Genomic DNA, 25,528 nt, shown 5'->3' with positions numbered 1-25,528 from the left:
CAGTTTCATGACGGTTTGTATAGACAATCGCTATGCTTTTGAATCAGTTTTCCTTGATGATGGCCTCGAACTCACGCCATTCCCGCGCTGTCATGCCTGAACTTTCCTGAGTGACGCTTTCACCAGCCAGCATCCGGCGCAGGCTGTCGACCATCTGAGCGGAAAGGTTCACAGCGCCAAGGCGGTAATCTTCGAACGCGCGATAGGCAAAGGGCACCCAATCGGCCACGATCTTGCACATGGCATCGGCATAGACCCGGATCTCGTATTGCGCATGTGGATCGGCGCGCAGGCGCAGGAAATGGAACAGGTTGTGCAGATCAACCTTCCAATACCATTGCGTATAGATATTGGCTGGCAAGTTCATCCGTGCCAATTCACGCGCCAGCCCCTGCTGCCCGTCCTGGCTGATCATCGCCTCATAATTGTCGTAGCAGCGAGTGCTGTCCGCCTTGAGCATTTCCAGAACCCGCGCGGCCTCTTCCCCTTCCAGAGCTGATCCGCGGCCTTGATTGTTCACTTCTGACTGCGCGGCGACATGTTCGGGCGCAGGGATGTAGAACTCACGATCCAGAATGGAATAGCGCGCCGAGTATTCGTTCACATTTGCAGTCCGGTGGCGAATCCACTGGCGTGCAACAAAAACCGGAAGTTTGACGTGCAGCTTGACTTCACACATCTCAAACGGGGTCGAATGCCAGTGCCGCATCAGATAGCGGATCAGCCCTTCGTCATTCTGAACCGATTTGGTGCCCTTGCCATAAGACACCCGCGCCGCCTGACAGATGGCCGCATCATCGCCCATATAGTCGATGACCCGGACAAACCCATGATCCAGCACCTGGTGGGCGGTGTACAGGTGATCTTCCATCCCCGTCGCTACGACACGGCGTGTTTGATGCGACTGCGCGCGCTGCGCTTCGATCTCGGCCTGTTGGTCGGCAGACAAGGGCATGAAAACTTCCTTTCGATACTGAGTCGCCTGCCACTATATATCGTCAGATCATCTGCTGGAACCGCAGGATATGGCCTAAGGTGCGGATTTTCGGAATTGTGTTCCCCACCCCCTCGACACGTTCCCGCAGCGCGCTAAGCTGAGGCGAACTCATTCAAAAAAGAAGGATTGCCAAGATGGCGCTGACATATCTTCACACCATGGTTCGCGTGAAGGATCTTGAGAAATCCATGGCGTTCTATGAACTTCTGGGCCTGAAAGAAACCCGCCGATACGAAAGCGAACAGGGTCGGTTTTCGTTGATCTTCATGGCGCCTCCGGGGCAAGAGGATCGCCCGATTGAACTGACCTACAATTGGGATGGTGATGACGCATTGCCAAGTGACAGTCGCCACTTCGGGCACCTCGCTTACGGCGTCGACAATATCTACGAGGCTTGCCAACATCTTCAGGACAACGGAGTAGTCATCAATCGCCCGCCGCGTGACGGGCGCATGGCTTTTGTCCGTTCGCCTGACAATATCTCGGTCGAGTTGCTACAAAACGGCGACGCGCTGGAACCGGCAGAGCCCTGGGCCAGCATGGAAAGCACCGGGCACTGGTGATCCGCACCCTTGTAGCATTAGGTCTGGCCGTCCTGGCCAGCCCTGTTCAGGCAGAGCCCTGCCGTCTGGCGCTGGCGTTGGCGCTGGATATCTCTGTTTCGGTGGACGAGGCAGAAGACGCTCTGCAACGGCAAGGCCTGGCGGCCGCCCTGCTCGCCCCCGAGGTTCATGACGCCTTCTTTTCCTCGCCAATGCCCGTCGCGCTTGCGGTCTATGAATGGAGTGGACGGTCCGTCCAGCATGTCATCATGGACTGGCGGATAATCAAGAACAGTGGCGATGTTCTGGCCGCCGCAACACAAATCAGCCAGTCCAAGCGGTCGGACACCCAATCCGCCACTGCGATGGGATACGCATTGGCCTTTGGCGCCGCCTTGTTGGAACGCGCGCCCCCTTGCCTATTCAAGACCATTGACCTGTCAGGGGACGGTTCGAACAATGACGGCTATGGCCCACAAAACGCCTATCGGCACTTCCCATTCAATGATGTCGTGGTCAACGGGCTGGTCATCAACGCAGCCGATTTCGAAGGCGAGCTGTTCCTGATCCCATTCTTTGAAAACAATGTTTTACACGGGCCGGGCGCGTTTCTGGAAGTAGCGCAGGGGTTCGAGGATTTTGAGCGCGCCATGCGCCGAAAGCTGGAACGTGAGCTCAGCGGGTTACAACTCGGAGATCTTCCTTCGACTAACCCGGCACATGTTCTGACGCACCCGCCAGAAAACAAATCGTCGCGTATCAGTAGATATAGCGAATCTGATCCGTCCAGTACCGCTCAACCCGGCGCAGTGATCCGGTGATATCTTCGATCCCCTCTTGCGCCAACACACCGCGGCTTTGCAACCCGTCTGCATGGCGCGCAAAAAGCTCAGATACGATATCCCGGATTTCCCGACCACGTGGTGTCAGCCGCACCCGGACAGATCGACGGTCAATTTCGCACCTCTGGTGGTGCATATACCCCATCTCAACCAGTTTCTTCAGGTTGTAGCTGACATTGCTACCCTGATAGTATCCACGGCTTTTCAGCTCGCCCGCCGTCACTTCATGATCGCCGATATTGAACAGGAGCAGCGCCTGAACGGCGTTGATTTCCAGCACACCGACCCGCTCAAACTCATCCTTGATCACATCCAAAAGCAGCCGGTGCAGCCGTTCGACAAGTGCCAACGCCTCAAGGTAGCTGTTCATGAACCCTTTGGCGCCCGGTGCCGAGACCTGCAATTCCATACTCATCCGACCCTCCGATTCAGTCGCGTTATTTCCGCCACGATGAACCGAAATCCCGAAAAATCAGTTAAGCTGGAATTATCCTTACTTTTGAAAGGTCTGAGCGATGTCGGCGATCAAGTCGGACAGCGCGTCGGGAGGGGGGACCTGCCCGGTCACCCATTGATACAGATCCTGATCGTTTTCGTTCAGCAAGGCGTCATACTGGTCCAGACCCGCCACATCCATCGTGTCCAGATTACGATCAGCATAGGCAGACAGGATCAGGTCCATCTCTTTGATACCCCGCCGCATCGACCGCATTTTCATACGTTTGATGCGGATATCGCGCGCCTCGGTCACTGGCCTGATTCCAGCATCAGCCGCAACTTTTTTTCCAGCCGTGCGGCGCGTTCCGAACAGGCGCGCATCTCGCCGCGAATGACGCGCAGCTCGGCGACGGCACCGGCAATATCAAGATTGCTGCTCTCTGCGTCTACGGGCGCGTCCATGCCTTCGCCTTCGCCAGTCAGCAACCATTTGATCGATACATTCACCATGCCCGCCATCATCGAAAGCCGGTTCGCGCGCGGTTCAGACAGGTCATTTTCCCAATCAACAATCGTCGATTTCTTGACACCCAAACGACGGGCCAACTCTGCCTGGTTCATCCCCGCCGCCTCGCGCGCGCCTGCCAACCGGTCCCCAAATGTCGCCGCGTCTGGTCCAAACCAATCGTATTCGTCGCTCATTCAGGTCTCCAATTCCGTGTTTCATATCGCTTGATCGTCGTTCGGGCGCACCCTATGACAGTCAGGCTGAACATACAAACCGAGGCCGCCATGAGTTTCCTGTCTGCGACATTGTCCCGCGTCAAACCTTCCCCAACGATTGCGATGACAGCCAAGGCGGCCGAGCTGAAGGCCGCCGGGCGTGACATCATCGGCCTGAGCGCGGGTGAGCCGGATTTTGACACGCCGCAGAACATCAAGGATGCGGCCGTTGCGGCCATTGCGGCGGGCAAGACTAAATACACCGCGCCTGACGGCATCCCCGAGTTGAAACAGGCCGTTTGCGCCAAGATGCAACGCGATCACGGGCTCGACTACACTCCGGCACAGGTTTCGGTGGGCACTGGCGGGAAACAGACGCTGTACAACGCGCTGATGGCAACCCTGAACAAGGGGGATGAGGTTGTCATTCCCGCGCCATACTGGGTCAGCTATCCGGATATGGTTCTGCTGGCGGGCGGAACACCGGTGATTGCTGAAACTTCAATTCAGACGAACTTCAAGCTGACTGCCGATCAGCTTGAGGCCGCGATCACACCCAAAACAAAATGGCTGATCTTCAACTCTCCGTCGAACCCGACTGGTGCAGGCTACAGCCAGGCGGAACTGAAAGAGCTTACCGATGTTCTGCTGCGTCATCCCCATGTCTGGGTGATGACCGACGATATGTACGAACATCTGGCCTATGACGGGTTTGAGTTCTGCACGCCTGCGCAGGTCGAGCCCAAGCTTTATGATCGCACGTTGACCTGCAACGGCGTGTCCAAGGCCTATGCCATGACGGGGTGGCGGATCGGCTACGCCGCCGGGCCCGAGCCGCTGATCGCCGCAATGCGCAAGGTACAGTCGCAATCCACCTCGAACCCCTGTTCAATCAGCCAATGGGCCGCGGTCGAGGCGCTGAACGGCACGCAGGATTTCCTGGCCCCAAACAACGTGACCTTCAAACGCCGCCGCGATCTGGTTGTCGATATGCTGAACGCCATCGACGGCATCAGCTGCCCCACCCCGGAAGGTGCTTTTTATGTGTACCCGTCCATCGCGGGGCTGATCGGCAAGACAACCCCTGCCGGGACAGTCATAAAAAACGACCAAGCTTTTGCAACGGCTCTTCTGGAAGAGGCCGACGTAGCGGTGGTGTTCGGCGCGGCCTTTGGCCTGTCGCCCAATTTCCGGGTCAGCTATGCGACCTCGGATGAGGCCTTGAAAGAGGCCTGCACCCGCATTCAGCGCTTTTGCGCGGCCCTGATCTGAACGGAGGCCTTGATGACAGCGGAACTGCCTGAATACTACTTTCGTGTCCGCGAGAATGGCGCGGCTGTGTTCAAGGTCGACACCGAAAACCGCCAGCGGCGGATCGAGATGGACCAGATCGCGGTGATCAACATCCGCAACGGTGAGGTCAAGCCGCATGGTCAGCGCAGCCTGACCGATGCCGACAAGGCTGAGATTGCGCGATGGATGGATGATCGCAAGGCGCTGCTGGCCCGGCGTGACATAGATGATATCCACCGGGCGGTTGATTATCTGAACGTGACAACGCAATGGGCTCAATCCAAAGCCACCGACGACCAATTGGACGACGTCACCGACCGGCTTTTGATGGCGATGCACGATCTGCGATCTGTGTTGGTTCGAAAAAAGGCGGATCGACTGGAAAAGGACTGATGGTTACTCAGCCGGAACGCCCACTTCACGCACGGATCGCATCCAGAACCGCGCCATCAGCAGTACAGCTGCACATGCGAGCCCCAGAACCAGACCCATCCACACGCCAATGCCATCCATGCCTCGGACAAAACCAAAATAGTAGGAAGATGGCAGGCCAACGACCCAATAGCTCAATGCGGCCATGACCATCGGAACCTTGGCATCCTGCAAGCCACGCAGCAGGCCCAGCGCGATGACCTGAGCACCATCGACCAGTTGAAACAGCGCTGCCATGGCGAGCAGCCCAGTTCCAATAGCCAGGATCTGGCCACGCTGCGGGTCATCAGATTCCATAAACAGTGAAATCAATGGCTCCGCACAGGTGAGGAAGAGGATCACCGTCAAAACGGACATAACCAGTGACATGATGGTCACTGCGATAGCGCCTTTCTCGAGATGTGCCCGATCTCGCCGCCCCAGAGCATTGCCAGCCCGAATGGTCGCCGCGTTCGATAGACCCAGATGCACCATGAAAGTGGCCGATGCCAGGTTCAACGCGATCCCATGCGCCGCGAGAGGTACTTGACCTAGCCATCCCATCATGACCGCCGAAGTGGCGAACAATGTGACCTCGGCCAGCGTTGTCAATCCGATCGGTACGCCAAGGCGCAGAACGCTTCCAAACATCTCCCAATCCGGGCGCCAGAAGCGCTGAAACAGGTTGTATTGGGGCAGGACATAAACTGCATAGGCAACAACCGCGACCAGCGACACAATCTGCGTCACCACAGATGCAATGGCCGCGCCCATCACCCCAAGCTCGGGCGCGCCCCAGTTCCCGAAAATCAAGGCATAGTTGGTCACGCCATTCACAAGAGCGGCGACAACCGTGATCCACAGGACAATCTGTGTGCGTTCCAGTGCCGCAAGGTAGGATTTGAGCACCATGACCAGCAACGCTGGGAACAGCCCCCACCCCGCCACGCGCAGGTATTGTGCGGCTGTTTCCGCCACTTGCGGCTCTTGCCTCAAAGCAATCAGGATAGGATAGGACCACCACAACAACGGCATAACAAGCGCCGCATAAAGCAGCGATAGCCACAGCCCCATGCGTGTCGAGCGACGGATACTGGTTTCATCCTCTTCGGCTGCCGCAGTGGCAACCATTGGCATCACAGCCCAACCAAACCCGGCCCCGAACAGGAACAGAACAAAGAAATAGCTGCTGGCCAGCGTCACCGCCGCTAGGGCCTCGACCCCGTACCAGCCCAGCATAACAGTATCGGTCAAACCGATCGCAAACTGCGCCAGATGCCCGCCGATCAACGGCAAGCCCAGCACAGCAATGGCCTTGAAATGGGCCGGATATGTCATCACCTTGTTCATCCGACCAGCCATATGCGCGGCCCGAAGCCGGGGCAAGAGCGGATCAGATAAATATCGTCATGAGACTTATGCGCTGCCGCATGGCTGTGGGTTTCACAACCTCAAAACTCAATTCTGTAAATTCATGTGCCGGGATGCAGCGAAGCGCCCAGAATATGTTCGGACTGGTGAATCACATGATGGGCCTGCCCGACAATCAGAGGGTCGGGCTCACCGACGATGGCTTCGTCTTTCTCCGGGTAGTCAAGCGACGCCAGAAAGTGGCGCATGCAATTCAATCGCGCACGTTTCTTGTCGTTCGATTTGACTATGGTCCAGGGCGCATCGGCGGTGTCGGTATAGAAAAACATCGCCTCTTTCGCCTCGGTATAGTCATCCCATTTGTTCAAGCTGGCCTTGTCGATGGGCGACAATTTCCACTGTTTCAACGGATCGGTTTCACGGCTTTTGAACCGGCGTTGCTGTTCATTTTGAGTGACCGAGAACCAGTATTTGTACAGTCGAATACCCGACCGGACCAGCATCCGCTCCAGATCCGGTGTCTGGCGCATGAATTCCAGATATTCATTGGGCGAGCAAAACCCCATCACACGCTCAACCCCGGCCCGGTTGTACCAGGACCGATCATAGAACACCATTTCCCCGACCGTCGGCAACTCCTGGACATAGCGTTGATAGTACCACTGCCCTTTCTCTTCCCAGGTGGGTTTGTTCAATGCCACAACGCGCGCCTGCCGCGGGTTCAAATGCTCCATGAAGCGCTTGATCGTGCCGCCTTTGCCAGCCGCATCGCGCCCTTCGAACAACAGCACGAACCGCTGCCCCGTCTCCTGCGCCCAAAGCTGTACTTTCAGCAGTTCCGCCTGCAACAAAGCCTTCTGAGCCTCATAGTTTTTGCGCGCCATCTTGTGCCCATAAGGGTATCTGCCACTTTCGAACGCCTTGCGGATTTTTTCGCGGCTGGGTTGAGCCGCCTTCTGCTCGGGTTTTGGAACGATTTTGACAGAAGATTGCTTTGCTTCGCTTGTTGTTACGGCGTCCATGCAGTGTTTCCTTTCCCTCGTTGTTCCTGCACGGCTAGCAGAAAGCACGGAATTGCGCTTTGATCGGCATCAAATAGATGTGGGGGAAACCCATCATATCGCTGTTCAACAATCAGGGTAGAAATGGACACGGAATTCACAGACCTGAACGGCCAGCCCTTCTTCCTGCGTCACTGGGGTGAAAGCGACAAACCGCCATTGCTGATGCTACATGGGTTCCCGGAATACGGCGGGGCTTGGAACGATCTGGCCCCGCACCTGGCCCACCGCTTTCATTGCATCGCCCCAGATCAACGCGGTTACGGGCAAAGCTGGTGCCCCGATGGTGTCGGCAATTACACCTTGTCCCAGTTGGTGAAAGATATGGCGGCTTTGATCGAACGGCTTGGCGGTCCCATATGCGTCATGGGCCACGATTGGGGCGCGTCGGTGGCCTATGGGTTGGCGATGTTCCGCCCCGATCTGGTCAGCCGACTGATTATCGCAAACGGCGTCCACCCTGTGCCGTTTCAGCGCGCCATGGCGGCGGGTGGCGCGCAATCCAAAGCTTCGGCCTATATCAACGACCTGCGCGCGCCCGACGCAGCGCAGCGATATTCCGCAGACCATTTCGCGCGCCTGGAACGTTTCTTTCGGTTCGGCATGGGGCTGGGCTGGTTGTCTGATGCGCGGATGCAGGACTATCGCACAGAATGGGCCCGCCCCGGTCGGCTTGAGGCGATGCTGAACTGGTATCGCGCCTCACCACTTGTGGTCGCTGACCCCGGAAAACCGCTCACTGACCTGCCCGAACTGCCTTTGGATCGGTTACAAGTGCGGTGCCCGCATCTGTTGCTCTGGGGGGCAGATGATAAAGCGTTATTGCCCGAATCCACGGCCGGGCTTGAGGCTTTTGCCCCTGACCTGACCCGCATCGATATTCCTGGCACAGATCACTGGCTGCATCACCAGCGGCCCAAGGGTATTGCCCAGGCCATACGGGATTGGATCGCAGACTGAACCCCTAGGTATGACCCCAATCTTCGGGGTCATCCGAATTGTTTGGCGACAGCCCCAGAACATCCCCTTGGGTCGAGCAGCCCAACCCCAAAACCGTCCGGTTGGCGTAGGAGAAATAGGCACAGACCTGATTGATCTCTAGGATTTCACCATCCTCCCACCCGGCATCGCGCAGGGCAATCACATCCGCCTCGACCATGTCCGCCGGTGCTTGGGTCAATTTCCGGGCATAGTGCATCGCAGCAATCTGAGCCGGGTCCAACGGCGCATCTTCAGGACGCCCTACCTCAATCGCTGCGCGGATTGCGTCCCCGCGCGGCGCGGCGCGCAACAGCCGCTGCAAACCGCTGAAATGATGTTCCACGCAATAGCCGCAGCGATTAAGAGAACTCACCCAAACGCCCAAAACCTCAAGAAACCACTTTGGAACCGTGTTTCCTGAATGATGCAACACGGTCTTATAGATGGCCATATGACCTTCCATCGAATGCGGGCGCAAAGAATGCACCATCATGATGTTGTCCACATTGTTGTTCGGTCCGGTCACCCGGTCATAGAGTTTTCGCAGCCGCCCTGTGGCCTGCTCAAACGGTACGGTTTTAATCCAGCTCATACGCAACCTACCTGATTGTTTTCCCCTGAACGCTATTCGTAAATATCTGACTTATCGAGAGAAATCACACATCAACGCACTGTGACTCAGCATATTATGCGTTTGCACCTATTTCGTGTATCATCCGGAAATTACTTTCATCAAAATTGTTCATTGCGAGTAGATCAGATGAAATTTGTCACAATCTTTGAAATTAATGTCGACCCGCTAAGCTCGACCAATGTGACGGTCCTGAACGCGTTTCAAGTAGCGGTCATCGACAATGACGACACATTAGAAGATCCCGATGCCGATGGTGGCCCGCAGCTGGATGTTTCGGGCGTGCCAGGGTTCCGAGGCAACTCAACCAATTTTCAGACCTTTGAGACCTATAGCGGCACAGTCGGCGGATCACCCGTCACGTTCACGCTGCTTCAGTTTTCGAACCCGCAATACATCATCGTCACCTCAGGTAATGCAAATGTTGGCGATACGATTGCAAACACCAACAACACCATCGTCACTGCTCCGCCCGTTGACTATGACACGCTACCCTCCTTTGTCTGCTTTACGGTCGGATCCTTGATTCTGACTCCATCGGGCGAACGGCGCATTGAAACCCTTAGGCCCGGGGACCCTGTGATCGTCGCGGATGGCAGCAGCCGCCCTGTGCGCTGGATCGGTCGGCGGCACCTCACCTCGGCTGAGTTGAGGCAATCCCCAAGATTTTGCCCGATCCGAATAGCCAAAGACAGCTTATCGCCGGGATGTCCCTCACGCGATCTGCTGGTTTCACCGCAGCATCGGATCGTCGTGTCCTCACACCAGATGCAACTGTATTTTGGTGATAGGGTGATGCTTGCCCCGGCCAAAGGGCTTGTTGACGGGCAATCTGTTACACAGGTTCCCCCAAATCAGGATGTGGAGTACATCCATATCCTGTTTGACCAACATGAGCTGGTGCAGGTCGAGGGCCTTTGGTCAGAAACATTTTTTCCCGGTGATACCAGTCTGGACGCAATGGCCCGCGAAACCAAGCGCGAGCTTTTTGAGCTGTTTCCCGAACTGATGTCGCGTGATGGGCCATTTGGCGAAACGGTCCTTCCGGTTCTGAAACCGCGTGAAGTGCAATTGCTACAGCCAACACTTCGTGCCCCGACCGAAGTTCCCATCGCCTTCTAGCGGTTGCACTTACAAATCCCACGCGACCCTGTTGCCGCGAAACGGCACGATAGGGCGATTGAGGCACGCAAATTCTCCACAACACCTCGTGGGCCTCTTCCCCCGAACCACATCCCCTGCCATAATGGAGGAAACTCAAGAACAAGAGCAGCACCCATGCCCGACGATCTGTTGACGCCCGACGCAACCAATACCTATGACGCCTCCTCGATCGAGGTGCTGGAAGGGCTGGAACCGGTCCGAAAACGCCCCGGTATGTATATCGGCGGTACCGATGAACGCGCGTTGCACCACATGGTGGCCGAAATCCTCGACAACTCGATGGACGAGGCCGTGGCGGGCCATGCCAACCGGATCGAGGTTGAGTTGCACGCCGATTACGCCCTGACCGTCCGCGACAACGGGCGCGGTATTCCGATCGATCCGCACCCCAAGTTTCCTGACAAATCGGCGCTTGAAGTCATCCTGTGTACCTTGCACGCGGGCGGCAAGTTCTCGGGCAAGGCCTATCAGACCTCGGGCGGTCTGCATGGTGTTGGCGCATCCGTGGTCAACGCGCTGTCGGATTCGATGGTCGTGCAGGTGGCGCGAGACAAAACGCTGTTCGAACAGCGCTTCTCACGCGGTGTTCCGCTTGGCCCGGTGGAGAAAATCGGCGCGGCCCCCAACCGGCGCGGCACGACCGTGACCTTCCATGCCGACGCCGACATCTTCGGCCATCACAAGTTCAAACCGGCGCGGCTGTTCAAATCCATCCGATCCAAGGCCTATCTATTCTCAGGCGTGGAAATCCGCTGGAAATCCGCCATCGACGATGGGGAAACGCCAACCGAGGCGACGTTCCATTTCCCCGGCGGGCTCTCTGACTATCTGAAAGAGACGATGAACGGCTCCTCCACCTATGCCGAGCAGCCTTTCGCCGGCACCGTGGACTTTCAGGAGAAGTTCGGCGCCCCCGGCAAGGTCGAATGGGCGATCAACTGGACGCCCTCGCGCGACGGGTTCATCCAGTCTTACTGTAACACCGTTCCCACGCCCGAAGGCGGCACCCATGTCGCGGGGTTCTGGGCTGCGGTCCTCAAGGGGATCAAGGCCTATGGTGAGTTGATCAACAACAAGAAGGCCGGTCAGATCACCCGCGACGATCTGATCACCGGCGGCTGTGCCTTGGTGTCCTGCTTTATCTCGGAACCGGAGTTTGTGGGCCAGACCAAGGACCGTCTGGCCACGGTCGAAGCCCAGCGATTGGTCGAAAATTCTGTCCGCGACCATTTTGACAACTGGCTGGCCGCGGACACGAAATCCGCCGGCGCGATTCTGGATTTCCTCATCCTGCGGTCAGAGGAACGCCTGCGCCGACGGGCCGAGAAGGAAACACAACGCAAGTCCGCCACTAAGAAACTTCGTCTCCCCGGCAAGCTGGTGGACTGTTCTAGTTCAACACGGGACGGCACGGAATTATTCATCGTCGAGGGCGATTCTGCGGGCGGGTCCGCAAAAATGGGCCGGGACCGCAAAACACAGGCCCTGCTGCCCCTACGCGGCAAGATCCTGAACGTGCTGGGTGCGGCCAGTTCGAAACTGGGCACCAATGCCGAGATCAACGATCTGACGCAGGCTTTGGGCGTGGGGCTTGGCACCAAGTTCAACGTCGACGACCTGCGCTATGACAAGATCATCATCATGACCGACGCGGATGTGGACGGGGCGCATATCGCAGCGCTGCTGATGACGTTCTTCTTCACCCAGATGCGGCCCATGATCGACGCGGGCCACCTGTACCTGGCCTGCCCGCCTCTGTACCGCCTGACCCAAGGCGCCAAACGAGTCTATTGCCTGGACGAGGCCGAGCGGGATGAATGGTTGGAGAAAGGTCTGGGTGGCAAAGGCAAGATCGACGTCTCGCGCTTCAAGGGTCTGGGGGAAATGGACGCCAAGGACCTGAAAGAGACCACGATGGACCCATCGTCCCGGAAATTGATCCGGGTCACCATCGACGAGGACGAACCCGGCGAAACCGGCGACCTGGTCGAGCGCCTGATGGGTAAGAAGCCCGAACTGCGGTTCCAGTATATTCAGGAGAACGCGCGGTTTGTGGAGGAGTTGGATGTTTGAATGAAAGAGCAAACATTGAAACGGGACCAGCGCGGGTCCAAGCTTGAAGAACTCGGCATAAAATTTACGAAACTCTACCTGATAGCACTATTCACCATTATTCCGATATTTTTGTTTTTGGGTTGGATTGAACTTGGCAGCCTAAAACTTAATGAGATTGGCGATTTACTGGCTGGCGCTTTCGGACCGCTAGCTATCTTTTGGCTGGTGTTGGGTTTCTTTCAGCAAGGAAGAGAACTTCAAAACAGTGTTGACGCACTGAATTTGCAAGCTGAAGAGTTAAGGAACTCGGTTATTGCACAACAGGACATGGTTAGAGTCACCACTGAAGCACTCGAGCACGAACGTTCCTTACTCGGCATTGAGCTGGAAAGGCGAAAGAAGAACTTACAGCCTGTATTTGACATAATTTTTGGCGCGAAGGTTAGCTATGGGAATGGTCAGGGAAAGTGGCAAATTTCAGTTACCAATACTGGCGCTGACGTAGTTGGGTTCTCAATTAGTGTTTTTTTTGATGAAGAGCTGTTCCTATTAAAGTCAATCCGTCATTTTAAAAATGGAGAAAACTGCGATCAAGTTACTGTCGAAGCAATGGAACCGCCTGAAGGAAAAATCACTGCAACGATCGTTTACACTGACGCAGATCAAGAGACCTTCGAAAAACACTTCGAAATACTTCGGTCGGATAAAGGTGACGCATTTAGCTATACGGTTTCACCTGTTGATTCATAACGAACTTACTTTCTTCAAACTTAGATTTTGATGGGTGTAAACACCCAACTTACCCAATCACAACCCTCGCGCCCGCCTATGGGGCGGGTCGGGCGCGTGCTTGATGCTTGGCATCAAGCATTGGTCGGATAGCACGGGAAGCTTCCAGACCCCGTAGGCCGGGCTTCAGCCCGGCACCACCGATACGCCACCAACCGCTCCGCATTGCGCCGCCCGACACACCCCCTGTAAGACGCAACAACTGCGTGTGATCCCGGTTGCGCGGGGCCGTGCAGCGCCTAAACTTGGCATCATGACATTTGTGACCGAAAACCAGTTGCCCCTGCTGATCCTGTTCTTTGTACTAGGACTGGTCGGAACCGGCTTTCTGTTCCGCAAGCCCGCAGGGCACCGGGCGTGGAAACTGGCCGATCTGGTCTGGGTTGTGCTGGGCGGTATCGGTGCTTTGGTGGCCGTTCTGGCGGGGCTTTATACGGCCGATAGCTCTCGGCTGGATCGGCAGATCGATGTGGCCTATGCGGCCTCATCCGCCTTTGATCGAGACGCCGCGCGGTTCAGGTTGCGGTTCTGCGATCCGGCCTATGACCCCGACACCAGCGTGCTGTGCGAAAAGGTCGAGTTTCTGTCGGCCTCCACCGCCAGCAATGCCGACCTGCCGCTGTTCATCGAGGTCACAAACGAAGTCGCCCCTCTGCAAGGTCTGCATTTCCTCTTTGGGCGGCAAGAGAAGGATGAGATGGAGCAGATGTCGGCCAAGGCGGATGCGTTCGACATCGATCAGTTTCTGGTCTTCACCTCGCTGGATGACAACACGCAGACCGCCATAGACAATATGCGCCGCAAAGTGCCCGCGATTGCAGGAGACTACCTGATCCTTGCCCAGAGCTATGACGATCTGATCGAGCAGGTCGGCAAGCTCAAGGACGAATGGGAATATCTGCAGGATAACGCGCATATTCTGGTTCTCCAGATCGTCGCGTTGTGTCTGGTCAGCTTTGCAGCACCCTTCCGGCTGGGCAAATCTATTGTCGAACTGCGCACATCCTTCAGCGTCGGTACGCCTGTGCCAGCCGTTTTGGATCAGCCCCAAGAAGATAGCGCATCAGGGTCCACAGGTTCCGAGCCCCCCGCCGCAGCCAGCCCGTCCGCTCATAACGCTCGGCACTCGTGACGACGCGCGCCTCCAGCAGCGTTATCCGCGGCAATGCGCGTGCAAGGGCAACATCCTCCATCAGCGGCTGGTCCTTGTAGCCCCCGGCGCACAGGTAGACATCGCGCGGAACCAGCAAACCCTGATCCCCATAAGGCAGGCTGAACACGCGGCTGCGCACGTTGGCCCAGCCGGCGACCCAGCGCGGCGCTAACCCCTTGGCGCGAAAGGACAACCGAAAGGCCGCCGGGGAGTGTAAGGCCAAATGGTCCGCCACAGGTTTTGTCCAACCTGGTTCCAGCACGGTATCGGCGTGTAAAATCAGCATCCAATCACCCTTGGCCAGGGCGCAGCCACGCTGCAATTGACCACCGCGCGAGGCGGGTCCGTCGAGTAGCTCAGCCCCGGCTTCCTCGGCGATGTCCAGGGTCAGATCGGTCGACCCGCCATCGCTGATGATCAACTCACGGATCAGGCCAGCATGCAGGCCTTCCATCAGGGCCTGCAAACAGGCGGGCAGCGTTGGTTCTGCATTCAATGTCGGGATCACGATGCTGATCGGCGCGGGCACAGCTGATAACCTCTGGTCTTGGCAGCAGGATTTCCTATATCACGAGGTCAGAGCAAATGACGAGGACCCTGCCATGCCCAATCGCCGCATCCTGCGCCTGATCGGCTCGGATACCGAGAGCTTTTTGCAGGACCTGATCACCAACGATATCGGCGGGCTGGACGCAGGGCTGGTCTATGCGGCGCTGCTGACGCCCCAAGGCAAATACCTGGCCGATTTCTTTCTGAAACGGGATGGCGACGCCGTGCTGTTGGACGTGGCCGAGGCGCTAGGGGATGGGCTGGCAAAACGGCTGGGCATGTACAAATTGCGCGCCGATGTGGCGATTGAGCCCGCGGGCTTGAACCTCCAGCGTGGCACGGGGCCCGCGCCCGCAGGTGCCCTCCCCGATCCGCGCCATGTGGACATGGGCTGGCGCGCTTACACCGATAGGCCCGAAGGTGATGACGGGACCGATTGGGATGCGATCCGTGTGCGCCTCTGCATTCCCGAAAGCGGGATAGAACTGCACCCAGACAGTTATATTCTGGAATCGCGTTTCGAAGACCTGAACGGCGTGGATTTCAAAAAAGGCTGCTATGTCGGGCAAGAGGTCACCGCCCGGATGAAACACAAGACCGAGCTGCGCAAAGGGCTGTGCCGGGTTCGGGTCGAAGGCAGCGCGCCAGCAGGAACCGAGATCAAGGCAGACGGAAAACCGGCGGGGACCCTGTTCACGCAATCCGGGGCGCATGGGATCGCCTATCTGCGCTTTGATCGTGCCAAGGGCGAAATGCGCGCCGAGGGCGCCGTGATCACACGCGTCGACTAGATCAAGCGCTGTTGCCGATCCGTTACGCTTGTACGCGACCCGCTGCCGATAGGTTTGAACTGCGCGCGCCCGCTGCCAAACTGAGGGCGCCGAAACCATCCGGGTGCCGTCATGCTAAAGCTCTACACCGCAATCTGGCGCGCCAGCGCAGGGCGGCAGATTGTTCTGATCGTACTGTCACTGGCCGTTGCAGCGCTGGCTGCGGTTCCACTGGAGTTTCAGCGAGACATCATCAACCATCTGACCTCGACCGATGTGGGGATCGAACGGCTGGTTCTTTTGGGCCTTGGGATGATGGGTGTCATCCTTTTGAGCCTCGCGCTGAAATGGGTCTTGGGATATCGTGCCGGAACCCTTGGTGAGGACCTGATCCGCCTGATCCGCCAGCGCCTCTTGTGGCGTTCGACCGATTTGAACGCGTCCGGTGAAACGCTGCGCAAGGGTGCAATGAGCACCGCAATTTCGGCCGAAGCGGAGGAGCTCGGGAAATTTGCAGGTGGTGCGTTCTCGGATCCGGTGGTGCAGATCGGTACCCTGATCAGTGTGATCGGCTATATCTCGTCCACCCAACCGGGGCTTGGGATGATTGCGTTTTCAATGATCGTGCCACAAATCATTATCGTCCTGATATCGCAGCGTAAAGTGAACGTCTTTGTCGCTGAACGTGTCCGTGTTCTGCGCCAGGCCACTGACACTCTGACCACTGATGATTTGAAAGCGGCCGAACACGATATCAACGCGATGTTTGACGACATTTATGAAACGCGGCGGCGGATGTTTCTGTGGAAGCTATCAGCGAAATTTCTTCTGAGCGTCATCAATTGCGCAGGCACTGTCGGCGTTCTGATGCTGGGCGGCTGGCTGGTTCTTCAAGGCCGAACCGATGTCGGCACCGTGGTGGCCGCAACCAGCGGGCTCAGCCGCATTCAGGGGCCAACGTCATTCCTGATCGCGTTCTACAGGCAAGTCAGTGCAAATCGTATCAAATATGAACTGATGCTAGAGTTATTCGGCCCCGACCCGTCACACTATCGGCAGACACGCAAGCCATAAGAAAAGACCGCGCAGCGGATGCCGACGCGGTCTATCAGATTTCCGGAACGCTTGATGCAGTGTTACGCGCGTTCGGAGTATTCCATTGTCTCGGTGTTCACGATGATCATCTCATCCTGCCCAACAAAGGGCGGCACCATGACCTTGACGCCATTGTCCAGGATCGCCGGTTTGAACGAGTTCGCAGCGGTCTGACCTTTGACGACCGGCTCGGTCTCGACAATCTTGCAGGTCACCTTTTGCGGCAGCGTCGCGTTCAACGCCTCGCTTTCATAAAATTCTACAACAATTGTCATGCCATCCTGCAGAAACGGGCGGCGTTCGCCCAGCAAGTCGGCAGGCAGTTCGATCTGCTCATAGGTCTCGGCATCCATGAACACCAGCATGCCATCGGATTCATACAGGAACTGCTGATCCTTCTGTTCAAGGCGGACGCGTTCGACCTTATCGGCGGAACGGAACCGTTCGTTCAGCTTGGATCCATTGCGTAGGTTACGCAGCTCGACCTGCGCAAAAGCTCCGCCTTTACCGGGCTTTACGTGATCCACTTTGACAGCTGCCCACAGCCCGTCGTTATGCTCAAGCACATTGCCGGGGCGAATTTCGTTCCCATTTATCTTGGGCATTACATATTTCCTTCACAAACGGTTGATGCGTCAGTTGCCGTCCCTATATCTGGCAGGACCAACCCTGACAAGACAACGACACTTAGTGCTGCACCCGCAGCAAGCTATGCACATGACGCAACGCAACTATGCAAATTAGGTGTATCCGAATCGCACCTAATAGGTCATAAGGACCGTCACGCCGAAAATGCAAGAGCAAGAACAACAAGGAAGACGAGATGAGAGATTTCGTTGACGGCACTGCCTTTAACAATGAGCAAGGCAATCGTGCTCGCAAACTTTTTGCAGCCGTTGTGTTGGCTGCGCTTGATGATGCTATCGCCGATGACAAGAAGTACGGCAATGGCCCAGAACAAATTGCCCGCTGGGCCCGTTCGCGCGATGGGCGCGAAGTGCTGTCCTGCGCCGGTATCGACCCGAATGAACGCGTTGTCAGCGGATTGATGGAATTTGTCGGCCGCGGTGTGCGCACCTCGGTGGCACTGTCGCGCGAAGAGAGCGAGCGTCGCAACGCCGCTCAGCAGGCCGAAGCGGCCTGAACCCGCAAAATGCCGGTTTTGAAAAAACGCGCTCCTGTCACCGGGGCGCGTTTTTCTTTGTCTGGTTAGAAGAATTTGGTCAGAAAAACCGCAACCATTGCCAAGCAGTCCAGAATTCAGCACCCAGCAATACAGTAAAAAACACCTTGGCCGTGATCGAAAGACCCCGTCGCCACAAGACCGCATACGCGGCGGCGCAGATCAGGGCTGAGATCGGCACAACCCAGAATGCGTGATGCGTGCTGTCCCAATAGCTGACAGGGCTGTGAAAGACCCAGTCGCTGAAAGGCCAGAATTGCGGGCGCCCATCGCCGGCATGCAGCAGGAAATCCGTTGCCAGATGCAGCATTCCTGCAGAGGCGGTCACAATCAGGAATGGCCAGCCTCGCCACACCCCCAATGTCAAGGCCAGCCCCCAAAGAACAAACGAGTTGTCGATCGCAAAGATCGTCTGCCATGTGGATGAGAAGTAAAGCTGATCAAAGACGACATTTGGTGGGATGCCCAGGATATAGAGGGATGTGCCCGCCATCAGGTAAAGCGACAGATCCGGCAGCAACGAGCCCAGCAATGCGGCCCCCAGAATATGCCCCTGTGCGGGCCGAGCAAAAACGGCGGCGCCGATCAAAAGATGCGCGGGCGTGTTCATCCGGGGCTTTCCCTTCGGCGTCAAATCAGGTCATCTGCACGCCAGCATAGGAGACGACCATGGTTCGTGCCATCATGATTCAGGGGACCGGCAGCAATGTCGGGAAATCGGTTCTCGTGGCCGGTCTGGCGCGCGCCTATACGCGGCGCGGATTGAGTGTCGCTCCGTTCAAACCGCAGAACATGTCGAACAATGCTGCGGTGACCGAGAACGGGGGTGAGATCGGTCGGGCTCAGGCCCTGCAAGCGCGGGCTGCAAAACGTGCCACGCATACGGATATGAACCCGATCCTGCTGAAACCCGAAACCGATACTGGTGCTCAGATCATCGTGCAGGGGCAGCGCGCCGGCACCATGAAGGCGGGAGACTATCGCAAAGACAAATCCAAGCTGTTGGGCGCGGCGTTGGAGAGTTTTGACCGGCTTTGCAGCGATGCCGATCTGGTATTGATCGAGGGCGCAGGAAGCCCCGCCGAGACCAACCTGCGCAAGGGCGACATCGCCAATATGGGCTTTGCCTGTGCGGCGGGTGTTCCTGTGGTTCTGGTCGGTGACATCCACAGGGGCGGCGTGATCGCGCAGATCGTTGGCACCCAGGCCGTACTGGATGACGGCGATCTGGCGATGATCAAGGGGTTCGCCGTGAATCGGTTCAAGGGCGATGTGTCCCTGTTCGATGAAGGGCGTGATGACATTGCGGAACGCACCGGTTGGCCGTGCTTGGGCGTTGTGCCCTGGTTCGACGGCGCGTGGAAACTGCCCGCCGAAGACATGATGGACATTCGGTCCCATACCGGTGGTGCCTGTAAGGTTGTGGTGCCACAGCTTGAGCGGATGGCGAATTTTGACGATCTGGACCCTCTCTCCGCAGAACCCGGCGTGAGTGTCGAGATCATCCCGGCAGGCCGCCCCCTGCCCGGCGATGCCGACCTTGTATTGCTGCCCGGCAGCAAATCCACCATCGGCGATCTGACCTATTTCAGAGCGCAGGGGTGGGATATCGATCTATTGGCACATATCCGCCGCGGTGGACACGTTCTGGGCCTGTGTGGCGGCTATCAGATGCTGGGTAAAACCATCGCTGATCCGGATGGCGTGGATGGCCACCCGGGAACGGTTGAAGGGCTTGGCCTGCTGGACGTTGACACAGTCATGGCAGGCAGGAAACGCGTGACGCTGACCGAAGCCGTTGCCCTGCCCAACCGTGCGCCTGTCAGCGGGTATGAAATTCACATGGGCCGGACCGAAGGCCCGGATTGTGCGCGTGCCTGGCTAGAAGTCGCTGGCCGCCCAGAAGGAGCCGCCAGCGCAAACGGCCGTATTCTGGGCAGTTATCTGCACGGCATATTCTCATCCGATGCGTTCCGCGCCCAATATCTGGCGACATTGGGTGTGACGTCTGAAAATGCGTATGAGGACGGGGTTGAGCAAACGCTTGATGCGCTGGCCGATCACCTGGAGCAGACTATGGATTTAGACCAGTTGCTGGAACTGGCCCAAGCACCAAAACGCGCCTGAGCGGCTATTCCAGCTCCTGCGCAGCCAATGCGCGATAAATCTCGCGCCGCACCATTTTGCGGACATTGCGCGTGATCCGTTCGCCCAACGCGCCTTTCAGCTCTTCCCGGACAACCTCGGCGATTATTGAACGCAGCGCCTCTTCGTCAATTGTCAGTTCCCCAAGCTGCGCAGTCTCCTGTTCCGCAGGCTCGGTCACGGGCGCAGCCTCGGCAGAGCGGATAAATGTGGCGGGCTGCGCCTCATCACTTTCTAACTCTTCTTGTCGAGGCGTTTCGACAACTGGTTCTTCGGCGTCGGAAGCAACTTGATCGCTCTCGGGCTGCGCATCTTCTGGCTGTTCATCCAGCGAGGCTTGCCCATCACTTTCAGCAAATGCCGTACCCGTATCCCAGGACAGGCTTTGATTCGGTGTACCTGAATAGGCATCATCGCTGTCGCCGTCAGGCTCCCACTGATCTTCAGTTCGGGCAATGGCGGCTTCCAGCGCTTCAATCTTGGCACTCAGGCTGAGTGTCGGGTCTTCTGACGGCTCTGCCTGCTCACCCATCGCCGCATCAGGAGGGGCATTCTGATCGGCGCCCGCATCATCTCGCACGATATCGCAGGCGCGCAGCAGCATCGGCTTGGCCGAAACTTCAGCGCTGTATTCGGGTTCCAGTTTAAACGGGGCGGTTTCAGCCGCAGCGGGTTTGGAAATGCGCAACGCGTCCGTCAGCACCAAACGACCCGGCTTGCGCGCCTTGGTGCTCTGATCAGCCCCCTCACCCGCTTTACCTTCTTCACTGACCAGACGTTTGACCGAAGACAACACGTCTTCGATCCCGGCTTTTACGACATTATCCGCCATTTTTCTCTACCGCTCTATGCTCAGAGCAGAGTGTAGCCAATCCTGTCAAAGCGAACAACAAATAGTATTGCTCGTCAGTCCCGGCGCAATGCTTTTAGCACGCGATCCAGATCCTTGCTCTGCTTACTGACCTGAGCGGGCGCATTTTTAACCAGATTGTAATACAGTGTCGGGTCGTAAATCTGCACAGCCAGTCCCAGACGCTCGGCCGTCAGCAGGCCCTGAGCCTGAAGCAACTGATACGCTGCCAGCGAACGCTCGGTCCGCGATGCGATCTCAGCCAGTTGCGCATCCAGCAAATCCTGCTGGGCCGTCAGCACATCCAATGTGGTTCGTGCACCGAGAGTGGCCTCTTCCCGAATCCCGTCAAAGGCTACCTGTGAGGCTCGAACGCGTTCGGTCGATGCTGTCAGGCTGGCCGTTGCAGTTTGAAACCGCACATAAGCATCGGTCACACCCTGTGTGATGTCTTTTTGAACATTCAAAAGGTTCGCGCGCGATGCATCGCGTGTCGCCATGGCACGACGAACACTCGCCGCCAGTCGACCACCAGCATAAATTGGCTGACTCAAACTAAGAGCAACACCTGCAGTATTTTGATAGTCGTCATCATTATAGTCTTCTCTAACACCAACGTCAGCACTCAAACTGACATTAGGACCAAGATTCGCACGCTGCTGCTGAACGATGAGATCCAAAGCTCGCACCTGGTGCTGAGCGGACAGGATTGAAGGGTGGTTGCGCAACGCCAGATTGATAGCTTCGGACTGCGAGCGCGGCAGGTTTGGAAGACTTGGTTGGCCGGATGTACGCCCCGGCAGCTTACCAACAGCGTTCACATATTCTGCCTGCGCCGTGCTGAGGTCCCCCTGCGCATCGGCCAAATCTGCACGTGAGCTTGCAAGTTGTGATTCAGACAGCGCCACGTCTGTTCGTGTAACTTCACCGACTTCAAAACGGTCATTCGAGGCACGCAGTTCTTCGCTCGACAAGTCGACGTTGTTTTGACGAATCTGAACTGTCTCTTCCTGAAGCAACACGCCAAGATACGCCGTTGCAGCACGAAACAGAACCTGTTGCTCGATATCAATCAGGGACTGTCTTGTCGACAAAACGGTTTCCTGCGCTGACTGCTTCCCCAACACAGACGCCCCACCATCATATAGAAGCTGGCTAAGCGTTAGCCCCGAAAAGAAACGCGATGGGTTGGCTGTTGCGACAGATGCGCCGGTTCGCGTCTTCGAGTAGTCCTGGCTTATGTTCACTGTCCAGTTAATGATTGGTCGCAAAGCAGCAAGAGCAATCGCCACGTCTTCATCTGCAGCCCGCAGCAACGCGCGGTTTTGCTCCAACAATCCGCTGGTGTTGTAGGCTCCGATAAACGCATCAGTAAGGTTATCAGCCCATGCCTGACGCAGCGGCATAACGCTTAAGGCCAGCCCTGCGGTCAATGCACATGCTCTGACCAGTTTGCCAGTCGCAGTCCTACGCATCACCAAATCCTCTCAACTCAAAATTTTCTGCTCTGTCGGCAATTTGCGCCGCCATTTTCAACTAATCAAGGTGGCAGACAAAACTACCTAACGACTATAGCGAAAATGCACCCTGATGGGAAAAGCTATCAAGCACCGGCGCACTGGCATTGAACGCATCGCGCCAACTGACGCGTCCACCTGCTTTGCGCCCGATGCGAACGACACCCAAGCCGTCCTCGACAAACAAACAGGCAATGCGGCCATTCTCTTTCAATTGATCCAACAGAGCATCAGGGATCTGATGCACGCCACCCTGAATCATGATCACGTCATACGGCCCGTGTTCTTCCGCGCCCTGCTCAAGCGGACCGACGTGAACCACGGCATTGTCTGCAGCGACTTCAGTCAAAGCAGCTTGCGCCTCAGCCGCCAGCGCTTCGTCGCTTTCTACGGCAACAACCAATTCTGCCATGCGCGCAGCCACTGCTGTCGAATACCCCAGTGCCGGTGCGATATCGAGCACGACCTCATCATTGCAAATGTTCAGCGCATCCAACATCTTGGCCAGGGTCCGTGGCTCCACCAAGCTGCGTCCGTTCCCAAGACTGATCACATCTTCGACATAGGCGGCTTCGCGCTGCGAATCCGGCACAAAGTCTTCGCGCGGCACCGTGAGCATAGCATCAATGATCGGGAACTTCGTCACATCCGAAGGTCGTACCTGAGTATCAACCATAATACGGCGCCGCGTTGGGAAATCTGTCATGTGATCTCTCGTCTGAAGTCTCAAGCCTGTTCGGCTTTTGCCACATCCCTTAGTCACCGGCAACGCCCCTATTGCCGCAATCCCTCATCAACGATCATTGGACCGCACACAAAATCGCGGTAATTCGCACGATGCCCCCGAATTTCGCCGCTGTCCTCTGGACGCCCCGTCGCAAAGCTGCTAAAACGCCACGAACACCACGGCAAGTATTTGATTTTGCTTGAAAAGGCGAGTTGGCGGAGTGGTGACGCAGCGGATTGCAAATCCGTGTACACCGGTTCGATTCCGGTACTCGCCTCCATTTAATTTCAAGTACTTAACGAAAAAGACCCACTACGCGAGTGGGCCATTTTACATTCCATTTTACAATCAGGGTTCTTCAACCGTTCTTTTTTGCCCCTTTCAGGATATGCAGAACGGCAATTATCCTGCAAAGCGAAGAACAGGGTACGGGGAAGTCCACCTTCATGGACCTGCTACGAGAACTCCTTGGTGAGCGGTACAGTGCCACAACCGCAGATGCCAATACGCTAGTTGGTCAGTTCAACAGCAGCGCCAAAGAAAAGATTTTGCTTCATTTTGAAGAGGCTGTTGCTCCAAATGATAGGGCTGTGGAAAGCAAGGTTAAGGCGCTCATCACCAACAAAACCATGACCTACAATGCAAAGGGGATTAGTATTTAGCTACACATCTTTGAATGCTTATCAGACAGCATACTTCACTCTGACTAAGTTCGATAGTAGGCACTCCGACCACACGAAAGTGTCGATCCTCTAAATCATTTATTATCAAAGGCTTGATATCAAATTACGGGAATGCAGAGCTTCTTACATGACTTCGTTCGCCATTTATTGCACCCACTTCCTACGTTGAAATTTGAATTCTCAGAAAACAACGTATTATCATATCAAAACGTATCAAAACACTGAAAATAAACACAAAAATCGGGTACGAGAACTGTCTCCCAGTCTACTAGAACGTATTGAACATGTCAGACTGATGTGGCGCAAGGCACGCGGGGCCTGAATCGCAGAATGTCTGCTATATGTCTGACTGCGCAATGAGCAGTAAACTCGCGCGTCCAGACGTCGCGCAACGCATTGTTTTTTATTGCAAAAATGGTGCCCCCACACGGACTCGAACCGCGGACCTACTGATTACAAATCAGTTGCTCTACCAGCTGAGCTATAGGGGCGTTGACCGTCGATTAATGTCTCCGGTCAAAGACTTCAAGCCAGAAATTTATCATCGAGTGAGGGATTGTCGAATTTCCTGAGAAAGTGTGAAATCACTCGCAACGAAATGCCCAGTCTTGATAACAATGAACCAAAGCCAAAATGGCTCGGCAAGACAGTCGGGCGCAGGGAGCATGATGCAGGTAGTCATTCACGCCGGAGTCCCCTTTACGGATGCGGGCCAATTGTTGGCAACGCTCGCGGCACACAAAGGCGCTTTGTACAAGGCAGGGACCCTGCCCTTAGGGCCGCGCCGGTGCAGGCAATTCGTCAAAGTCATGTCTGACGCCTTGGCGAGCGGATTGCCCGTTGCCGAAGCGCGCGAACAGATGAAGGGCGTGCTGCCTGATGCTGCGGATATTCAACGCATCGTTGTCTCAAGCGAAAAGTTCTTTGGGCCGATGCGCGCGGCCTTGCAACATGGGCAAATCTATCCATTCGCAGGGAAGCGGGCCGCGTATACGCAGGACCTGCTGAACGGCGCGCAGATCGAGATATTTGCCGGTTTGATGAACCCCGGCCTCTTTATCCCAAGGGTTCTGACGGCACTGGACCCGGCGCGCACCAGATCAATACTGGATACGACAGACCTGAGCTGCCTCAGCTGGGTCACCATGATCGAAGACCTGGGCGATCTGGTTCCAGATGTCAAAATCACCCTTTGGGAGAACGAGGATTCGCCACTGATATGGGGAGATATCCTGCGCGCCATGGCCGGTTTGCCCGACAGCATTGCGATCCCTGGAGAACATACCCTGCTCGCTTCTTTACTGACCGAACAGGGTAAGCATAAGCTTTTGCCGCTGATCCAGCAGGAGCAATCCGGAGCGCGGCTTGCATCGCGCGACGAACTGGCAGGGCTACTTGAGGCCCATGCTCAACCCGACCGGGTTGAGGAGGAATTGGACCTGCCCGGCTGGAGCACTGAAATAGTCAGTGCGTTTTCCGAGCTGTATGCACAAGACATGGCAAAAATCCGAGCGATGCCAAATGTTCGAATACTAGAGGTCTGAACCAGTCAGACGCT

The 25,528-nt window shown here is 56.5% G+C and carries 27 protein-coding genes, 2 tRNA genes and 1 pseudogene; 16 read left to right on the top strand and 14 right to left on the bottom strand.

Features of this window, described 5'->3' with window-relative positions; translation table 11 throughout:
• Positions 1–43: 43 nt before the first annotated feature.
• A complete protein-coding gene (gene thyX / locus AC2FGE_RS00710; RefSeq protein ID WP_480546638.1) occupies positions 44–955 on the bottom strand; it encodes an FAD-dependent thymidylate synthase in 912 nt (303 codons plus the stop codon).
• A gap of 176 nt (positions 956–1,131) precedes the next feature.
• Between thyX and AC2FGE_RS00705 the strand changes: the two genes are divergently transcribed.
• Together AC2FGE_RS00705 and AC2FGE_RS00700 are read left to right on the top strand one after the other, a co-directional pair.
• Positions 1,132–1,560 carry a VOC family protein gene (locus AC2FGE_RS00705; protein WP_496817295.1) on the top strand — a complete coding sequence of 143 codons (429 nt, stop codon included), beginning with the start codon at positions 1,132–1,134 and terminating at the stop codon, positions 1,558–1,560.
• Positions 1,557–2,360, top strand: a complete 804-nt coding sequence (locus AC2FGE_RS00700) for a DUF1194 domain-containing protein (RefSeq protein ID WP_496817294.1) — start codon at positions 1,557–1,559, stop codon at positions 2,358–2,360. Before AC2FGE_RS00705 ends, AC2FGE_RS00700 begins: the two co-directional genes overlap by 4 nt.
• Here the strand turns inward: AC2FGE_RS00700 and AC2FGE_RS00695 are convergent.
• The 3 genes from AC2FGE_RS00695 to AC2FGE_RS00685 all read right to left on the bottom strand — a co-directional run bounded on the left by AC2FGE_RS00695 (position 2,299) and on the right by AC2FGE_RS00685 (position 3,521).
• Complete coding sequence (locus AC2FGE_RS00695; RefSeq protein WP_480826752.1) at positions 2,299–2,796, bottom strand: MarR family winged helix-turn-helix transcriptional regulator; 498 nt, start codon at positions 2,794–2,796, stop codon at positions 2,299–2,301. The two genes, AC2FGE_RS00700 and AC2FGE_RS00695, sit on opposite strands and share 62 nt — an antisense overlap.
• 78 nt (positions 2,797–2,874) lie before the next feature.
• On the bottom strand, positions 2,875–3,132 hold the full coding sequence (locus AC2FGE_RS00690; protein ID WP_496817293.1) for a succinate dehydrogenase assembly factor 2: 258 nt from the start codon (positions 3,130–3,132) through the stop codon (positions 2,875–2,877).
• Positions 3,129–3,521: a helix-turn-helix domain-containing protein gene (locus AC2FGE_RS00685; RefSeq protein ID WP_496817292.1), complete on the bottom strand. Its 393-nt coding sequence runs from the start codon at positions 3,519–3,521 to the stop codon at positions 3,129–3,131. The genes AC2FGE_RS00690 and AC2FGE_RS00685 overlap by 4 nt, the downstream gene beginning before the upstream one ends.
• Positions 3,522–3,611: 90 nt before the next feature.
• Between AC2FGE_RS00685 and AC2FGE_RS00680 the strand changes: the two genes are divergently transcribed.
• Positions 3,612–4,814: a pyridoxal phosphate-dependent aminotransferase gene (locus AC2FGE_RS00680; RefSeq protein ID WP_496817715.1), complete on the top strand. Its 1,203-nt coding sequence runs from the start codon at positions 3,612–3,614 to the stop codon at positions 4,812–4,814.
• A 12-nt stretch (positions 4,815–4,826) separates the two neighbouring features.
• Entirely contained in the window at positions 4,827–5,228 is a 402-nt protein-coding gene (locus AC2FGE_RS00675; RefSeq protein WP_496817291.1) for a hypothetical protein, read from the top strand.
• A gap of 3 nt (positions 5,229–5,231) precedes the next feature.
• Here the strand turns inward: AC2FGE_RS00675 and AC2FGE_RS00670 are convergent, their stop codons facing one another.
• Together AC2FGE_RS00670 and ppk2 are read right to left on the bottom strand one after the other, a co-directional pair.
• Entirely contained in the window at positions 5,232–6,596 is a 1,365-nt protein-coding gene (locus AC2FGE_RS00670) for an MATE family efflux transporter (protein ID WP_496817714.1), read from the bottom strand.
• Between the two features lie 122 nt (positions 6,597–6,718).
• On the bottom strand, positions 6,719–7,639 hold the full coding sequence (gene ppk2, locus AC2FGE_RS00665; RefSeq protein ID WP_496817290.1) for a polyphosphate kinase 2: 921 nt from the start codon (positions 7,637–7,639) through the stop codon (positions 6,719–6,721).
• Between the two features lie 123 nt (positions 7,640–7,762).
• Between ppk2 and AC2FGE_RS00660 the strand changes: the two genes are divergently transcribed.
• A complete protein-coding gene (locus tag AC2FGE_RS00660) occupies positions 7,763–8,638 on the top strand; it encodes an alpha/beta fold hydrolase (RefSeq protein ID WP_496817289.1) in 876 nt (291 codons plus the stop codon).
• A 4-nt stretch (positions 8,639–8,642) separates the two neighbouring features.
• On the opposite strand, the gene AC2FGE_RS00655 is transcribed toward AC2FGE_RS00660, so the two are convergent.
• Positions 8,643–9,251 carry a carboxymuconolactone decarboxylase family protein gene (locus AC2FGE_RS00655; protein WP_496817288.1) on the bottom strand — a complete coding sequence of 203 codons (609 nt, stop codon included), beginning with the start codon at positions 9,249–9,251 and terminating at the stop codon, positions 8,643–8,645.
• A 168-nt stretch (positions 9,252–9,419) separates the two neighbouring features.
• On the opposite strand from AC2FGE_RS00655, the gene AC2FGE_RS00650 reads away from it, so the two are divergent.
• The 4 genes and pseudogenes from AC2FGE_RS00650 to AC2FGE_RS00635 all read left to right on the top strand — a co-directional run.
• Positions 9,420–10,412: a Hint domain-containing protein gene (locus AC2FGE_RS00650; RefSeq protein WP_496817287.1), complete on the top strand. Its 993-nt coding sequence runs from the start codon at positions 9,420–9,422 to the stop codon at positions 10,410–10,412.
• A gap of 156 nt (positions 10,413–10,568) precedes the next feature.
• Positions 10,569–12,527, top strand: a complete 1,959-nt coding sequence (parE, locus tag AC2FGE_RS00645) for a DNA topoisomerase IV subunit B (protein ID WP_496817286.1) — start codon at positions 10,569–10,571, stop codon at positions 12,525–12,527.
• Complete coding sequence (locus AC2FGE_RS00640; RefSeq protein WP_496817285.1) at positions 12,528–13,259, top strand: hypothetical protein; 732 nt, start codon at positions 12,528–12,530, stop codon at positions 13,257–13,259.
• 292 nt (positions 13,260–13,551) lie between these two features.
• Positions 13,552–14,298: pseudogene (locus tag AC2FGE_RS00635) on the top strand (hypothetical protein); the annotation flags it as partial.
• Positions 14,299–14,305: 7 nt separating this feature from the next.
• Here the strand turns inward: AC2FGE_RS00635 and AC2FGE_RS00630 are convergent.
• Positions 14,306–14,980, bottom strand: coding sequence for a TIGR04283 family arsenosugar biosynthesis glycosyltransferase (locus AC2FGE_RS00630; protein ID WP_496817284.1), 675 nt, complete (start codon positions 14,978–14,980; stop codon positions 14,306–14,308).
• Positions 14,981–15,053: 73 nt separating this feature from the next.
• On the opposite strand from AC2FGE_RS00630, the gene ygfZ reads away from it, so the two are divergent.
• Positions 15,054–15,791, top strand: a complete 738-nt coding sequence (gene ygfZ, locus AC2FGE_RS00625) for a CAF17-like 4Fe-4S cluster assembly/insertion protein YgfZ (RefSeq protein ID WP_496817283.1) — start codon at positions 15,054–15,056, stop codon at positions 15,789–15,791.
• Between the two features lie 111 nt (positions 15,792–15,902).
• On the top strand, positions 15,903–16,844 hold the full coding sequence (locus AC2FGE_RS00620) for an ABC transporter transmembrane domain-containing protein (RefSeq protein ID WP_496817282.1): 942 nt from the start codon (positions 15,903–15,905) through the stop codon (positions 16,842–16,844).
• A gap of 62 nt (positions 16,845–16,906) precedes the next feature.
• On the opposite strand, the gene efp is transcribed toward AC2FGE_RS00620, so the two are convergent.
• Positions 16,907–17,470 (bottom strand): elongation factor P, encoded by a 564-nt coding sequence (gene efp, locus AC2FGE_RS00615; RefSeq protein WP_480542209.1) that lies wholly within the window; start codon positions 17,468–17,470, stop codon positions 16,907–16,909.
• Positions 17,471–17,688: 218 nt separating this feature from the next.
• Between efp and AC2FGE_RS00610 the strand changes: the two genes are divergently transcribed.
• Entirely contained in the window at positions 17,689–18,009 is a 321-nt protein-coding gene (locus AC2FGE_RS00610) for a DUF6280 family protein (RefSeq protein WP_037310273.1), read from the top strand.
• A 79-nt stretch (positions 18,010–18,088) separates the two neighbouring features.
• On the opposite strand, the gene AC2FGE_RS00605 is transcribed toward AC2FGE_RS00610, so the two are convergent.
• A complete protein-coding gene (locus AC2FGE_RS00605; protein WP_496817281.1) occupies positions 18,089–18,658 on the bottom strand; it encodes a cobalamin biosynthesis protein CobQ in 570 nt (189 codons plus the stop codon).
• Positions 18,659–18,717: 59 nt separating this feature from the next.
• Between AC2FGE_RS00605 and AC2FGE_RS00600 the strand changes: the two genes are divergently transcribed.
• On the top strand, positions 18,718–20,175 hold the full coding sequence (locus tag AC2FGE_RS00600; protein ID WP_496817280.1) for a cobyric acid synthase: 1,458 nt from the start codon (positions 18,718–18,720) through the stop codon (positions 20,173–20,175).
• Positions 20,176–20,179: 4 nt separating this feature from the next.
• Here AC2FGE_RS00600 and AC2FGE_RS00595 read toward each other — a convergent pair whose 3' ends face one another.
• From AC2FGE_RS00595 to AC2FGE_RS00585, 3 genes are all read right to left on the bottom strand, one after another.
• A complete protein-coding gene (locus AC2FGE_RS00595) occupies positions 20,180–21,025 on the bottom strand; it encodes a hypothetical protein (protein WP_496817279.1) in 846 nt (281 codons plus the stop codon).
• 74 nt (positions 21,026–21,099) lie between these two features.
• On the bottom strand, positions 21,100–22,518 hold the full coding sequence (locus AC2FGE_RS00590) for a TolC family outer membrane protein (protein WP_496817278.1): 1,419 nt from the start codon (positions 22,516–22,518) through the stop codon (positions 21,100–21,102).
• Positions 22,519–22,612: 94 nt separating this feature from the next.
• Positions 22,613–23,266, bottom strand: coding sequence for a protein-L-isoaspartate O-methyltransferase family protein (locus tag AC2FGE_RS00585; RefSeq protein ID WP_496817277.1), 654 nt, complete (start codon positions 23,264–23,266; stop codon positions 22,613–22,615).
• 227 nt (positions 23,267–23,493) lie between these two features.
• Here AC2FGE_RS00585 and AC2FGE_RS00580 point away from each other — a divergent pair.
• Both AC2FGE_RS00580 and AC2FGE_RS00575 read left to right on the top strand, forming a co-directional pair.
• Positions 23,494–23,567, top strand: a tRNA-Cys gene (locus AC2FGE_RS00580).
• A 40-nt stretch (positions 23,568–23,607) separates the two neighbouring features.
• Positions 23,608–23,949 (top strand): primase-helicase family protein, encoded by a 342-nt coding sequence (locus tag AC2FGE_RS00575; RefSeq protein WP_496817276.1) that lies wholly within the window; start codon positions 23,608–23,610, stop codon positions 23,947–23,949.
• Between the two features lie 436 nt (positions 23,950–24,385).
• On the opposite strand, the gene AC2FGE_RS00570 is transcribed toward AC2FGE_RS00575, so the two are convergent.
• Positions 24,386–24,461, bottom strand: a tRNA-Thr gene (locus AC2FGE_RS00570).
• 174 nt (positions 24,462–24,635) lie between these two features.
• On the opposite strand from AC2FGE_RS00570, the gene AC2FGE_RS00565 reads away from it, so the two are divergent.
• A complete protein-coding gene (locus tag AC2FGE_RS00565; RefSeq protein ID WP_496817275.1) occupies positions 24,636–25,514 on the top strand; it encodes a hypothetical protein in 879 nt (292 codons plus the stop codon).
• Positions 25,515–25,528 lie beyond the last annotated feature (14 nt).

The organism is Ruegeria sp. YTSA075 (assembly GCF_059610245.1).
This window is presented reverse-complemented; position numbering and strand designations above follow the sequence as displayed.